This window comes from Bartonella sp. CL63NXGY, assembly GCF_042194905.1.
Taxonomy (GTDB): Bacteria; Pseudomonadota; Alphaproteobacteria; order Rhizobiales; family Rhizobiaceae; genus Bartonella.
The window spans coordinates 164,042-179,123 of the sequence record NZ_JBHINK010000001.1 but is presented as its reverse complement, the minus strand read 5'-3'; the positions used below and the strand labels follow the sequence as shown (position 1 = coordinate 179,123).

Below are 15,082 nucleotides of genomic sequence, written 5' to 3'. Positions count from 1 at the left end.
CATGACGTTTTTTTCTATTCCTGAAGCCGCTCTTGATGCACAAGCAACAGCAACACATCCCCAAAAAAACGTGTGGGTTTCTGCAAATGCTGGATCTGGAAAAACCCACGTTTTAAGCGAACGTGTTATCCGTTTGCTTTTAAACGGTACGCCTCCAGCACGTATTTTATGCCTTACTTATACAAGAGCTGCTGCTGCTGTTATGCAATCACGAATTTTTCGCACGCTTTCCAGTTGGAATGAGCTCGATGATGCACAGCTGCAAGAAACCTTAACACAGTTTGAAAAAAAGCCTGTTAATGCGCAAAAACTAACTTATGCACGACAACTCTTCGCGCGTGCTCTCGAAACGCCTGGTGGCTTAAAAATTCAAACGATTCATGCTTTTTGTGAAGCTCTCTTACATCAATTTATGTTAGAAGCCAATATTGCAGGGCATTTTGAACTTCCCGATGATATCGGTCGAAAAAAATTACGACAAGAATCCCGTCGTCAACTTTTAGCCCGTCGTGATGTACAACCTGCTTTGCAACAGTTACTTCAAGTTATTAGCGAACATACTTTTAACCAATTGCTCTATGAAGCAGTTGAAAAGCAACATAAATTGTCTGATTTTTTATCTTCTCTTTTATCTGAAAATGGAGAAGAAAAATTGCGCGCGCTTTTTAACTTAGCGCCCAATGAAACAAATCAATATCTGCTGGAACAAATTAAACAAACAGCGCGCCTTCCTCTTTATGCTCTTAAGCATTGTGAAATCAATGGTAGTCAAAGCTTTAAGGATATGGTGGAAAAACTTTCCCAATTAGAAAAGGTGCATGATGAGAAAAATATTCTCAATATTATTTCTGATATTTATTTTACAATCAAAGGTGAGCCGCGTAATTTTTCAAATTTATCTCGTAAAAAATCAGACGAAATTTGGCCTTTTATTCAACAAATGCTTGAAGATAAACAAAACAAGCTTTCTGTTCTTTTAGAAAAATATCAATGCGCAAAGGTTGCCACTCTCAATATGGCTGCTTTTCAGCTTTGTGCTATTTATCTCAAAATTTATAAGAATCTAAAAAAGTCCAATGGCTTCTTAGACTTTGATGATCTTATTGAGCGTACACTTCATTTGTTACAGCGCAAAGGTGCAAGCCAATGGGTGCACTATAAACTTGATCAGGGACTTGATCATATTCTACTTGATGAAGCACAAGACACCAACCCTGAGCAATGGCAAATTATTCAACTGTTGGCACAGGAATTTTTTTCAGGGTATAGCCAACGAACAAACATACGCACTCTTTTTGCTGTTGGAGATGAAAAGCAATCTATTTATTCTTTTCAAGGCGCTGCTCCAGAAAATTTTGCTGCAAATGGACGAATTATTCAAAAAAAAGTGCAGCAAACAAATCAGCAATTTGAAAAAATACAACTGCATTATTCTTTTCGCTCTACAGCAGATGTTCTTAAAAGTGTTGATCTTGTTTTTGAAACACCAGAAAACTATAAAGGACTTTCGGCAGAAAATACAAAAACGGTGCATGAAGCTATTCGTGTTCACAGTCCCGGTGAAGTTGTTATATGGGATGCCATTTCCAAAGAAACGAGTGACTTTCCTCAAGATTGGCATACAACTGTTAATCATTTAGATACACCTGAAGTGCGTTTAGCAGAAAAAATTGCTGAAACGATTGCCGACTGGTTACAAAAAGGCGAAATGCTTCCAGCAAAAGGACGCTTAATACGTGCAAGTGATATTATGATCTTGGTCCGTAAACGTGATCAATTTGTCTCAGCTCTTTCCCGTGCTCTTAAACACCGTAATATTCCCGTAGCAGGAGCTGATCGTTTACAGCTTACCAAACATATTAGTATCCGTGATTTAATGGCGCTTGCACGTTTTGTTTTACAGCCACAAGATGATCTTTCTCTTGCTTGTGTTTTAAAAAGCCCACTTTTTGCTCTTAGTGAAGAGGAACTCTATCAGCTTGCAGCACACCGCACCGGCTCTCTTTGGCAAAGCTTATTTACGCACGCATCATCGCTGGCATCTTTTAAAGATGCTTTTGAAAAGCTAAACCATTATCGCGCTTTAGTGGATAAAATACCGGTTTTCGAGTTTTATAGCCATATTTTGAATAATGATAAGGGAAGACAAAAAATTCTGTCTCGTTTAGGATCTGAAGCAAATGATGTGCTCGATGCTTTTATGGATTATACGCTCACTATTCAAAAAACAGGATTACCAGGATTACAAGCTTTTTTAGAAACATTAAGTGCAAGCGAACCAGAAATTAAACGTGAATTTGAACAAAGTAATGAAGAAATTCGCATTATGACTGTTCATGCTGCAAAAGGACTAGAGGCTGCTGTTGTGTTTTTAGTCGATCCAGGTAGTGCGATTTGGCATCCTCAGCATGCGCCTCACTTGCTTAAAGTTCCTTTAAACAATGCACAATGGAATGGAAAACAAGCCTTTATTTGGCATCCCAATGAAAAGTTTGATACAAAACTCTCTAAACAAGCAATTTCATATTTAAAAGAGCGTGCAGAAGAAGAATATAGGCGTCTTCTTTATGTAGGAATGACACGTGCTGAAGATCGCTTGTTTATTTGTGGATATAAAGGCCCGAAAACGCCATCTCATACATGGTTACAACTCGTAAAAAAAGCCCTCGAACCGCATGCCCTTGCTATAAAAGATTCTTCGGAAGATATTGCAGCTTTGCGTTATTGCATTACACCTGCTTCTTCTGCTTCTATAAACTCAAAAGTCCCTTGTGCTGAATGCCAAACCTTACCACCTTTACCTGCTTTTTTCTCCCATAAAATACCAGAAGAACCAGTGCTACCAAAACCGTTGAGACCCTCTGTTGCTAGTCTTTCCATTGAGGCTGATACCGATATTTCTTCTAATTCAAAATATCATAGCGTCTCGCCTGTTTTGGGAGAAAAAAATACCAACAGGGCTTTTTCCATTGAATATGGTAATCTCGTTCACCGATTGTTACAATACTTACCCGATTGTCCCCCACAAAAACGTCGAGATTATGCTCGAAACTATCTCAATATCAAAGCCTCTCATTGGGATGAAAGCCAAAGAGAAGATGCTCTTCGCCATGTTTGGAAAATATTAGATCATGTTTACCTCAAGCCCCTTTTCTCTGAGCATTCACGTGCTGAGGTCTCCTTAATGGGTATTGTGAAAATTCGTGGAAAAGAACAAGCAATTTCTGGTCAAATTGACCGTCTTTACATCACGCAAAACAGCATTATCTTTGCCGATTTTAAAACAGGAACCCCACCAGAAAATGAAGCTGCTATTGCTTCCCATCACTGGTTGCAAATGGCTCTTTACCGAAAATTGTTGCAAGCTATTCATCCCGATAAAGATATCCAGGCTCTGCTTATCTACAGTAAAGAAGCCAAAATTTTTAAACTTCCTCCAGAAAAACTTGAGGCATTTCTTAGTGAAGTTGCTTTATAAGCTACTCTTTTCCTTGCAAATCATCTTTACACTTTATTTACTTTCATAAAATCGCCCAAACAAACACAATGCACAATCTCTAGTGTAAAAAAGTCCTTTAATAATTTATCTTTGCAATAACTTGATATGAATTGTTATTATACCAATCTATAAAAAGTGAATATAAAGGATAAATCAATGACGTGTATAAAAGTTGATAAGGACAATTTCGAAAGTGAAGTTCTAACCTCTTCCACCCCTGTTGTGGTTGATTTTTGGGCAGAATGGTGTGGCCCTTGCAAAGTGATTGCTCCAATGTTGGATGAGATTTCAATAGAAATGCAAAATCAAGTTAAAATTGCTAAGGTAAATATTGATGAAAATCCGGAACTGGCTACCCAATACGGAGTACGTTCTATCCCTACATTATTAATGTTTAAAAATGGAAATATTTCATCGAATATGGTTGGCGCTACCTCTAAAGGACGTCTTTCTGAATGGATAAAAGATGGGCTTAGTTAATTCCACATATAATCACTATAAAGGAGAGAAGTTTTGTCTCTCCTTTTGACTTTTTAAAATATTCTTTTTTGCATTATATTATAATGAAAAGACAATAAAAATCAAAATTTTAAATGAATTTAAGAATTCGTGCTTTTATGCATGATTCAATTGACCATTTTTATAAAAAATTGCTTTGTATGAAGAATATAGGCAATTCTTTCCTTATATGCGTGTTAAAAAATATTGGGTGAATGATAATTTCATAAAGGTATTTTTATCTTAGATAAGACTATTGAGATAGATAGTGCTTTCAACACATAAAAGGAGATTTTAAGCAAAAACTTTGCAAATTACTTTTCTGAAGCTCACAATTTTTAAGCAGAAAGAAACAAGCAATTCACTACAGGTTATAGAATGCTCTTCTAAAGGGTTACCACTTCAATTTAAAATTCTCTTATACTATTCTCTAGAATCAAAATTGTAGGTATCAGATTCTCTAAAATAAATTGATGAATTCCTATAAATTAACGGCTGTCCTTTGCAATTTATGTCATTGTTATATGAAAGAGTCAGCACTTCGTTTCATCTTCCATGGTCGGTGCCTCCATGAAGCCTTATTTATGTTGTTCATCATCTCAAATTTCATAGGTATATCCTGAGATATTACCAACTAAAAAAATGATGATGCCCATGATTATATCTATGTTTTTTAAAATGTACGAATTGTAAAAGACTGTTGCAAACATTCAATGGAATGTTGTGCTGATTTAACTGTTACATGACGCCCATGTTCTTTATAGTGTAAGGTGAGTGCAAAAGTGGCAAGCTCTAAAAGAGCTGTATTTCTTTCTGGCCATTCAACAAGTAAAATATTTTTCTCACGAGCTTCATGAAGCCCTAATTCATCAATTTCTTCTGCCATAGAAAGGCGATAAAGATCAGCATGAATAATTTCAAACTTTGGAAGTTGATAGCTTTGCACAAGAGTAAAAGTAGGGCTTGGAACATCCATAGTGTTATCGTTTGCAAGTGTTTGGATGATTGTACGTGCAATGGTTGACTTTCCAGTTCCAAGATCCCCTTGCAGCGTTACAAGATCTCCTGGCTTTAAAGAAAGAGCTAAATTTTGTGCAAAAAGCTTTGTTGCCTCTTCATTTTCAAGAAAAAAACTAAAATTCATTAAAAGTTCCATGAAATGGATGAAAAATTTTTGTTATCATAAAAGTTAAAATTAAAAAATCTTATCTCCTTTGGAGAGTGGGAAAAAACATTTAACTGTTGTTCCTTTTCCAGAACCGGTAAGAATTTCAACATGTCCACCGTGTAGTTCAACGAAACTTTTCACAAGGGAAAGGCCAAGACCCGCTCCCGCACGCCCACCATGGTGTGAATGGGAAGAAAAACGTTTAAAAATACGATCAAGGACGTCTTCTGGGATGTCAGAGCCCTGATTGTGAACGCTAAAGACAATGTTATCATCTTGTTCATCGACGCAAAATTCAATAGTACTCGCCTCCGTTGCAAAATTAATAGCATTGCTCAGTACATTCACAAAAATTTGATGCAAGCGTTTTTCATCAGCAGAAATAGAATTTAAGGAAGGGGAAATTTGTTGTAAAAGCGTAATATGACGTTCATTAAGGCGATCTTCTACGCGTGCTACTGCTTGTATCATAGCATCGGCAATGTTAACCGATTTTATGTCCAACTCCATAATGCCTGCATCAAGGGTAGCAAGATCAAGAATATCGTTAACAATATTTAAAAGAGTTCCTGATTCTGAATGAATGTGTTCAAGATATTCTTGTTGACGTTCATTGATAGAGCCGAAAATTTGATCACGTAAAATATCGGAAAATCCAATAATATTTGTGAGAGGTGTGCGCAATTCATAAGAAACATGTTGGACAAATTCATTACGCAAACGATCAGCACTTTCTAATGCTTCATTTTTTTCTTGAAGAGCACGCGCAACATGAACAGTGTCCGTAACATTCACAAAAGTAAGCATCGTTTGTCCATTAGGAAGAGGGACCAAAGTATAGTCAATAATCATATCATTTTTAAGATCTATACGACCTGAAAATGTTTCACGTTTTTCAGCAAAACCGGTAATGAACTTGGTAAACTGATCCCATTCTGTCCCCAAGGTTAAGGCTGAACAATGGCTTTGTAACTGTGTAATATGGGTTCCTTCTACCAGTAAATTATAAGGAAGAGACCACAATTTCGACAAGGCAGGATTCGATAAGCGAAGGCGTCCATCAGTACCAAAAACGACCACGCCTTCAGAAAGTTTATCAAGTGTTTCACCTTGTATTTTAATAAGTGTATTATAACGGCGCTCAAGATCAATTTTTTCTGTAAGGTTTTCGTAAAGCCAAGTGACACCTCCTTGTGGATGAGGGTTCGAGACAACACGCACCGTACGCCCATCTGGAAGATTCCAAATTTGTTGGTTTGATTCTGTTTGCCAATAGGCTTTTAAAAGTTCTTCTTTCCATGCGCGCCAATCAGGGTGTTCAGCAATGAGCCCCTTTTCACGTAAACGTTCAAGAAACAATGTATGGCTTGGTTCACTTTCTAAAAAAGAACTCTCCAACGGCCATAAAATTTTGAAAGCATGATTACAGAATTTTAATTTTTGGTTTGTATCAAAAATGGCTACAGCTGTTGAAATTTGGTCAAGTGTTTCACAATGGCTTTGAAGAACATATCTTAATTCATGAGCAAGATTTTCATATGCGCTGTCATCACGTGCAAAAGCTGCCATTCCTTCAGCTGTTGTAATACGTGTGAGATGAAAACGGTGCCGTTCTCCACCAATAACCGTATGAACATGTTCTTGAAAAATTGTTTCTGTTTCATCTGTTTTGCGTTGTGTATTTTCATTGAAAAGATCCCCCACGTCATCACTGTCTTCAGGAAAGTCTGTCATTTCTCTAAAGGCGCGATTGATAAAACAAACTTTTCCTTCACAATCTTTTATCCATACGGGCTCTTGAATAAGATCAAGAAGATTACGCTGCATTCTCAGTTCAGTAAGAAGGCGGGCTATATCTTTCTCTAAACGAGCATTTTCACTCTGTTGTTTTGAGATATCTTGAAAACGAGCAATAGCGACTGTTCCTGCGATGACTCCTGTAACTTGTAGCAGTACATTGTTTGTGGTGGTGATAGAAAGATCAAAAGGGTGACATTTACAACGTAGTTGAGTCAATGCATAATCAAGTTCTCGCAGAGAATTTTCTTCAACCCAGAGCTCAAAACGCTGAAAATCTTTCTGATCGATTCCTATTTTTTGCAATGCAGAAAGAGCACCAACAACACGGGGTAAGGTTGTTGGATTTTCCCAAATAAGAAGGAATTGCTCGGTTTCTTTCAGAAGCCATTCATAATATTTAAGTTTTTCAGAAAAATTTGCCTGAAGTATCTTCAAAGGCTTCTGTGCAGTTTTTTTTGCACGCACGGTAACAGCTATGCACGAGAGAAGTGAAGCACAAGAAATTCCTCCACACAGCGCTAAAAGCAGCCATGGACTATTTGGAAAAGTGAAGAAAAATGGTAAATAACCTTCCAATGACTGAGCAACAGCGCATGTTGGAGAAAAAAAGAAAAAAAGGCAAAATATATACGTATAGATTCGGATCACTTTTTGAGCTTTTTCTTTGGGGTTATAGTCACCAAAGCTAGGCACGGCATCTTTCCCTTTTTTAACCCAAGGAAACGTATTAGTAACGGTAATGGTTTGGTTTATAAGGTCCTTGTGGTGAGACTCCAATATAGGCGGCTTGTTCTTCTGATAAAACACTTAATTTTATTCCTAACCGATCAAGATGTAGACGTGCAACTTTTTCATCAAGATGTTTAGGCAAAACAGTGACTTCATTTGTATAGTGTTCTGCACGGGTAAAAAGTTCAATTTGCGCTAAAACTTGATTAGTAAACGAGGCTGACATGACAAAAGAAGGATGCCCAGTCGCATTCCCGAGGTTTAACAAACGCCCTTCAGAGAGCAAAATGATGCGTTTTCCATCGGGAAAGGTGATCATATCAACTTGTGGTTTTATATTTGTCCATGGCAAATTTCTAAGGGCAGCGACTTGGATTTCGTTATCAAAATGACCAATATTTCCAAGAATACACATATCCTTTACTTGTCGCATATGGTCTAAACGAACAACATCTTTATTGCCTGTTGTCGTGATGATAATATCAGCACTGGAAGCAGCATCATCCAAATTAACAACTTCATAGCCATCCATAGCGGCTTGAAGAGCGCAAATGGGATCAATTTCTGTTACTTTAACACGAGCCCCAGCACCAGAAAGAGATGCTGCTGAACCTTTACCTACATCACCATAACCACAGACAATGGCAGTTTTACCGGCGATCATCACGTCTGTTCCACGTCGAATACCATCAACCAATGATTCTTTACATCCATATTTATTATCAAACTTTGATTTAGTGACGCTATCATTAACATTAATAGCAGGAAAAGGTAGAAGTCCTTCTTTTTGTAACTGATAAAGACGGTTTACACCTGTTGTGGTTTCTTCGCTTATACCTTTAATTGCTGCACGCTGTCGTGTAAAAAAACCTGGCGTTGCATACATACGCTTTTGTATTTGTTTGAAAAAAATTTCTTCTTCTTCTGTTTTGGGATGCGATAAAATATCTTTATTTTGTTCTGCACGACTTCCCATTAAAATATAGTTTGTGGCGTCAGCTCCATCATCTAAAATAAGATTGGAAGGATTACCATCTGGCCATTGGAAGATTGCATCTATATAAGTCCAATATTCTTCCAATGTTTCACCCTTAACGGCAAATACAGGAATGCCAGTTGCGGCGATAGCTGCTGCTGCATGGTCTTGCGTAGAAAAAATATTGCTAGAGCTCCACCGTATATCGGCGCCAATGGCTTTTAATGTTTCAATTAAAACAGCTGTTTGAATTGTCATGTGCAATGAGCCAGAAATACGCGCTCCGCGCAAAGGTTGGCTGGAAGAAAACTCCTTACGACAAGCCATCAAACCAGGCATTTCAGTTTCAGCAATATTAAGTTCTTTACGACCATAAGCGGCAAGTGCAATATCTTTGACAACAAAATCTTGAGCTGCCATTCTTCATTCCTTTAAAATAAGTTTTTCCAAGACGGTAGGAGAAATTAAAAAAAAATGCAAGACAAGAAGAGGACTTCTCTATGTGAAAAAGCTCTTTTAAAATCTCCATAAATTTGTGCAACAAATATGCATTTACGGATCTGAGTAGTGATGTTACTAACAGAATAAGAGATCTTCATGATAAGTCTTATTATATAAACAAAACTCTATCCTTTTCACGTAACTTTAAAGCTTTTAAAAATCTCTAGAGGGAATACCTTTTAAATAATAAAAATGGTGCATTGCTTCACAGTTTTTATATCGATTTTTTATGGGATAATATCGAAAGTAGTATACCCATATTCTACTCACTTATGCGGTTGTTGAAAAAGGAAGTATTACTTTAATCTCATTATTAAGCTTTTTAGCAAAATAATATAATGCAAAGCCATAGGCTATCATGTTTATGAATAGGCAATTCAGAATCGGTTCTTTAGGATTCCAATATTGCATCTGCTCTTGGATAAAGACAGTTTATAAGAAGTGCTTTTCTTCTGTTTTCAAAGATTTTTATCAAAAGACTATAGATATACGATTAAACATTTTTTGTGATACTGAATAGAGTATTTAAAATGTAAAAACATCACTCTATTGAACACTCTGATTTTAAAACTGCTAACAACGAGCGATGAATTATAAATCAAATAATTAACTCAGTTTTAGAAGAATTTATTCTAAACGAATAGGTTTTGGGAAAATTGACCATGTGGACGAAATCGCCAAAGATAACTTGGCAAGAATGCTGCCATTGCTCTGGGGGTAATTCCCACACCTTCTAGAGTATATCCATTCTCTATAGCTTCTTTAGAAACAATGTTATCCATTTGCAAAAAACGTATCTGATTGGCTGTTACGAGTGTTGGTACAAAAGGCAATTTACCGACTGTTCCCAAAATTCCTCCAATCAATAGACCAGCAGAAAGGGGCATGGATAGGATTGTTTTTTTACGGTGAATAATTTTGAGTATATTTTCAAGAGTATTTTGGAAGGTGATAATCTGGGGACCACCAAGATCATAATTTTTTCCCCAAGAAACTTGTCCATCTAAAGCGCGCGCGATAAACTCAGCAACATCACCAACATACACGGGTTGCAATTTGCTTTGCCCACCTCCAAAAAGAGGCATAATTGGTAAAAAACGTGACAAATCTGCCAAGGTGTTAAAGAAACAGTCCTCTGGTCCAAAGATAACGGATGGACGGATAATAATTGCTTGAGGATGCTTGTTATGAATGATTTGTTCACCCATAAACTTAACACGTGCATAAAGACATGAAGCATTCTCGTTAGCCACAAGTGTTGACATATAGATTAGCGGAATACCAGTTTCTGCTGTTAATTCAGCAACATTGTAAACACCATCAATTTGTGTTTTTTTAAAATTCGATTGATTTGCTTGTTTTAAGCTACCAGGCAAAAACACTGCTGCATCAGCTCCAAGCAATGCGCGTGTAACAGAAGCACGATGCTTGATATCTGTTTTAAGCATTTGGGTTTGTCCTACTTCTCCTATTTGAAGCATGTAATAAGCTTTTTGTGGACAACGAACAGCGATACGAACGCGATACCCCCGCTTAGTCAAAGTTTCAACGACATGTCGTCCTACAAAACCAGATCCGCCAAAAACAGTAATAAGTTTAGGATGTTGATAAAGTGCACAATCAAGTTGCATGATGAAAAAGTCTATCTTTCAAAGTTTTAAAAATGGCTAATTTTTAGCACGGAGGTGTTTTATTGTCACGCAAAATATCGCCCGCAAGATAAAGGGAACCACCAATAAGGACAATTGCCTCTTTATATTCCACCTTAATCTTATGCAAAGCATCTTGTAGATGAGCTTGTGGAGTAGCAAGGATTCCTGCTTTTTGCGCTGATTCAGCTAAGTTTATTGGAGAGATACTTGCATTATTGTTAATCAGCGGTATCGTATATACTTTATCGACAAGGTTTGCTAAGGAACGAAAATAACCGACAGCATCTTTGGTATTGAGCATGCCAGCAATCATAATAATAGGACGATCTGTTTTTTTTCTCCATTGTGCAAGTTCTGCTCCAATAACTTTTCCAGCAGCAGGATTATGACCACCATCTAACCATAAATCGATATTAGGAGACAGTTGATCAACCAAATGTCCCTGGGTAAGATGTTGCATTCGTGCGGGCCAATAAATATTTTTCAAAGCATCATTTATGGCTTGTTCTGAAAGTTGAAAACCTGCTTGAAAGACTGCTTCAAGAGACGCGCCAGCATTAGCAACTTGGTGGTCTCCAATAAGGTTAGGAAGGGGAAGATCCATGAGACCTTGATTGTTTTGAAAAACCATACGTCCATGTTCTTTATAACTTTGATAATCTTGATCAAATAGAGAATAAGATGCTTTATTTTTATTAGCAAGGGGTATTAGAGTAGCAAGAGTTTCTTCATAATTTTGCTTTCCAATGACTACAGGAACGTTTGGTTTGATAATCCCTCCTTTTTGAAAAGCGATTTGAGCAATTGTCTTTCCAAGAAAGATCTCATGATCATAATCAATGGGCATAATAAGTGATACAGCTGGTTTGTTAACGACATTGGTAGCATCAAAATGTCCTCCCAATCCAACTTCTAAAATGACAACATCAGCTGGATGTATACTAAACAGCATAAAGGCAGCGGCTGTAAAAATTTCAAAAATAGTAATCGGCTCTTGACGATTTACTTTTATAATTTCATGGATTGTCTCAGCTAATTGGTTTTCTGTAACAAGTTGACCACCTCCTTTTTGACCTAACCGGCAGCGTTCATTCCAGTTGACGAGATGAGGTGAGCTATAGACATGAACGCGGTAGCCTGCACTTTCCAAAAGAGCACGGCAAATTGCTGAGGCAGATCCTTTGCCATTTGTTCCAGCGATGTGAATAACAGGTGCAAGTTTTAAATGTGGATTACCAAGACGCTCTAAAAGGTGAACAATACGCTCTAAAGAAAGATCAAATTTTTTCGGATAATTTTTTAGTAAATCATCCACCACCCTTTGTATTTGGCTTTGTTGCATAAATTTAAGCTGCTTTTGTTGTAGAAAGCGATGTTTGAGAGTCTGTTGGGGATGGATCAGAAGGGTTAAAAACAGCAGGGCGTTTCATCATCAAGCGTAAAAGACGTGCAATGGTTGTTTTCATGTCTAAACGCGATACAACCATATCAATCATACCATGTTCAAGCAGATACTCACTACTTTGAAAACCTTCTGGTAGGGTTTCGCGTATAGTTTGTTGAATTACACGTGGACCAGCAAAACCAATCATAGCGCCAGGTTCGGCAATGTGAATATCACCAAGCATGGCGTAAGAAGCAGTAACACCACCGGTGGTTGGATTGGTCAGCACAACAATATAGGGAAGTTTTTCTTCTTTCAACATTTCAATCGCTACTGTTGTACGAGGCATTTGCATCAACGAGAGTGTTCCTTCTTGCATGCGTGCACCACCAGAAGCAGCAAAAAGAACCAGCGGGCGCCTTTCAGCAATAGCAGTATCAAAAGCTTTGATAATAGCTTCTCCTGAAGCCATACCGAGTGATCCACCCATAAAGGCAAAATCTTGAACGATTGCAATAATTGGTAAGCCTTCAATCGTACCACGTGCACTTAAAATATTGTCATCAACACCAAGTTTAGAACGATAATCTTTTAACCGGTCAATATAGCGTTTTTCGTCACGAAATTTTAAAGGATCTGTTACAACTTTTGGATTTTCAAGAGTTGTATAAACACCATCATCAAAAAAATGCATGAGACGATTTTTAGCACTGATACGCATATGATGGCCAGAATTGGGAGCTACAAATTGATTAGCTTCCAGATCTTTATGGAAGATCATTTCACCACTGGTAGGATCTTTAATCCATAGATTTTCTGGAATTTCACGGCGCCCCAATATAGAGTTAATTTTAGGACGAACATAATTTGTAATCCAGTTCATCTTTATAACCTTCCTTTAAATATTGTGCATCTTTTGCATGATTTGAAAGAATATAGAACTTAAGCAGTCACATTTGCTTTACCGGTTGAACAAAGGAGTCTATTTAATACTTTTATCAGTGTACGTATAGCTTGTTTTTTAATTTTTAATTTTTCCCATATCATAACAATCATATGCATCATGAAGAGTATTTCCTATAATAAATTTCTCATAAGTTTTAAGAACTTACATTTTTTTATTTTTACTTTGGTATTAAAATTCACTCCTTGTGTGGTTAACAAACGCCTTATTTTTTAATAAAAATGAATATCCAATTAATCATTCGTATCAACAGTTTTGAAGAAAAGAAACCTTATAGTATAAGGCGCTAACAAGGCTAAAATAATCCATTAAAGATAATGAATACGACAACGCTATATTAGCGAAACGCTAACATCAGAGCAAGGTTTTTTTCAAAAGGTTTCTTTAAAGCGTATGCTTTTTACAATTAAAATTGAATACGCTCAAAATACTCCTATTCCATTGAACTCAATATTGTTTTGAATAAAAACAAGAGGAAAAAGCATGCCGCCAAATAGTAGAAAAGTACAGAGTATTAGGAATTGTGCAAAACAATTAAGCACGTAGCTAAACGAAGTTAAACAACTCTACTGAATAAATAAAAGTAAACAACTTTCCTCCCAAATAGTTATTATTCCTTAATTTTTTACATATAGCATACAAATGCAATAATCTACACTCTGTACAAAAATATTAAAAATTTCTTCTACAACAGCTGCTTTTTGAATTCTTCTTGGTTTTTAAAATTCAAAATTTCTATTCATTAAAACTTTATTTTAAACAAAGAAGCCCTAGCCGTTTTTTATAATGTTCTTGAAAAAAATCTTGTAGTTCAAAGAAAGAAAAAATTATACAGTACATTCTTTAAATATATTTCTTGTTTTTTTTGCGTCTTTCCTTAGTTTATTAATCTATGATTTTTACTGCTGCTTATCGTGCTTTACAACGTCTTTTGACCTCGCAATATCGTATTATGATACTGAAAGCATTGGGGGTTACTTTTTTCACTCTCACCATTTTATGGTTATGTGTGCACCAACTTTTTGTGTCTTACTTTTGGCCCTGGATTGCACAATTTCTTCCTGGACTCCCTAGTTGGGCAGGATGGATTGGTTTTAGCATGCTTATCATTTTTAATCTTGGTTTGGCTCTTTTGTTGGCTTTTTTGATTGCACCAATCGCAGCTATGATTGGTGGTTTTTTCATTGACTCTGCTGCTGAAATTATTGAAAAAGAGGATTACCCAAACGAGCCTATTGGACAAGCTTTGCCGTTTCGGCGTTCTCTTATCATTTCCTTTAAATTTGTTATTTTAAGCCTTCTTGGTAATGGAATTGCTTTTATTTTATTCTTCATACCAGGTATTAATTTAATTGCTTTTTATCTTATTAATGGTTATTTGCTCGGTCATGAATATTTCTTGTTTGCTGCTTATCGTTTTCGAACAGAGCAAGATGCACGTGCTTTTTTACATACTCATTACACAACGGTTTTTGGTGCAGGATTATTGATAGCGCTTTTTGTTTCAATTCCAATTCTTAATTTAGCAACACCGCTTTTTGCAGCCGCCTTTATGACATATTTACACAAAATGCTTTCCCAAAAGACCATGGCACGCATTACACAAAAATAGTGTTCCTTGGCTTTAAGGTTAATAAAAATTGCTAGCCAAAGAAAGCATAATATAAAATTTTATACTTTATCTTTTATTAAAGCAATATATTGATTTATAATGATAATTTATTGTTTCACAACATGAGTGAAAAACCTAAATATCATGAGGATTTCTCATTTTAGTCCTATTCATATTAGATCAATTGAAATCGTTTGTTAATATGTCATAAACGGAGGTGGTGTGCAGATAAGAGTACTTTCAAAAAGGCGTGAAATATCTTTTATGAATCCTCTTAATGCAAACATTATCGTCGCATT

The 15,082-nt window shown here is 36.5% G+C and carries 9 protein-coding genes; 3 read left to right on the top strand and 6 right to left on the bottom strand.

Annotation, left to right across the window (positions count from 1 at the left end; genetic code table 11):
• Position 1 precedes the first annotated feature (1 nt).
• Positions 2 to 3,478: a double-strand break repair helicase AddA gene (addA, locus tag ACFIK0_RS00615; RefSeq protein ID WP_375663331.1), complete on the top strand. Its 3,477-nt coding sequence runs from the start codon at positions 2 to 4 to the stop codon at positions 3,476 to 3,478.
• A 177-nt stretch (positions 3,479 to 3,655) separates the two neighbouring features.
• The gene (gene trxA / locus ACFIK0_RS00610) at positions 3,656 to 3,979 is read left to right on the top strand and encodes a thioredoxin (protein ID WP_273790200.1); all 324 of its coding nucleotides are present in this window, start codon (positions 3,656 to 3,658) and stop codon (positions 3,977 to 3,979) included.
• Positions 3,980 to 4,670: 691 nt separating this feature from the next.
• On the opposite strand, the gene tsaE is transcribed toward trxA, so the two are convergent.
• The 6 genes from tsaE to accD all read right to left on the bottom strand — a co-directional run bounded on the left by tsaE (position 4,671) and on the right by accD (position 13,090).
• Positions 4,671 to 5,141 carry a tRNA (adenosine(37)-N6)-threonylcarbamoyltransferase complex ATPase subunit type 1 TsaE gene (tsaE, locus tag ACFIK0_RS00605; protein ID WP_273790201.1) on the bottom strand — a complete coding sequence of 157 codons (471 nt, stop codon included), beginning with the start codon at positions 5,139 to 5,141 and terminating at the stop codon, positions 4,671 to 4,673.
• A gap of 51 nt (positions 5,142 to 5,192) precedes the next feature.
• The gene (locus tag ACFIK0_RS00600) at positions 5,193 to 7,658 is read right to left on the bottom strand and encodes a PAS-domain containing protein (protein WP_375663330.1); all 2,466 of its coding nucleotides are present in this window, start codon (positions 7,656 to 7,658) and stop codon (positions 5,193 to 5,195) included.
• Positions 7,659 to 7,692: 34 nt separating this feature from the next.
• Positions 7,693 to 9,090, bottom strand: coding sequence for an adenosylhomocysteinase (gene ahcY / locus ACFIK0_RS00595; protein ID WP_375663329.1), 1,398 nt, complete (start codon positions 9,088 to 9,090; stop codon positions 7,693 to 7,695).
• A gap of 713 nt (positions 9,091 to 9,803) precedes the next feature.
• Positions 9,804 to 10,802: a complex I NDUFA9 subunit family protein gene (locus tag ACFIK0_RS00590; RefSeq protein WP_375663328.1), complete on the bottom strand. Its 999-nt coding sequence runs from the start codon at positions 10,800 to 10,802 to the stop codon at positions 9,804 to 9,806.
• 43 nt (positions 10,803 to 10,845) lie between these two features.
• Entirely contained in the window at positions 10,846 to 12,165 is a 1,320-nt protein-coding gene (locus ACFIK0_RS00585) for a folylpolyglutamate synthase/dihydrofolate synthase family protein (RefSeq protein ID WP_273790205.1), read from the bottom strand.
• 4 nt (positions 12,166 to 12,169) lie between these two features.
• Positions 12,170 to 13,090, bottom strand: coding sequence for an acetyl-CoA carboxylase, carboxyltransferase subunit beta (gene accD / locus ACFIK0_RS00580; RefSeq protein WP_375630594.1), 921 nt, complete (start codon positions 13,088 to 13,090; stop codon positions 12,170 to 12,172).
• 973 nt (positions 13,091 to 14,063) lie between these two features.
• Here accD and ACFIK0_RS00575 point away from each other — a divergent pair.
• On the top strand, positions 14,064 to 14,783 hold the full coding sequence (locus ACFIK0_RS00575; RefSeq protein WP_375630592.1) for a sulfate transporter family protein: 720 nt from the start codon (positions 14,064 to 14,066) through the stop codon (positions 14,781 to 14,783).
• Positions 14,784 to 15,082 lie beyond the last annotated feature (299 nt).

Bases quoted from the DNA above. Each gene is read 5' to 3' on its own strand.
- ACFIK0_RS00575 (WP_375630592.1), top strand. From the start codon at position 14,064: ATGATTTTTACTGCTGCTTATCGTGCTTTACAACGTCTTTTGACCTCG.
- addA (WP_375663331.1), top strand. From the start codon at position 2: ATGACGTTTTTTTCTATTCCTGAAGCCGCTCTTGATGCACAAGCAACA.
- ahcY (WP_375663329.1), bottom strand. From the start codon at position 9,090: ATGGCAGCTCAAGATTTTGTTGTCAAAGATATTGCACTTGCCGCTTAT.
- ACFIK0_RS00590 (WP_375663328.1), bottom strand. From the start codon at position 10,802: ATGCAACTTGATTGTGCACTTTATCAACATCCTAAACTTATTACTGTT.
- tsaE (WP_273790201.1), bottom strand. From the start codon at position 5,141: ATGAATTTTAGTTTTTTTCTTGAAAATGAAGAGGCAACAAAGCTTTTT.
- accD (WP_375630594.1), bottom strand. From the start codon at position 13,090: ATGAACTGGATTACAAATTATGTTCGTCCTAAAATTAACTCTATATTG.
- trxA (WP_273790200.1), top strand. From the start codon at position 3,656: ATGACGTGTATAAAAGTTGATAAGGACAATTTCGAAAGTGAAGTTCTA.
- ACFIK0_RS00585 (WP_273790205.1), bottom strand. From the start codon at position 12,165: ATGCAACAAAGCCAAATACAAAGGGTGGTGGATGATTTACTAAAAAAT.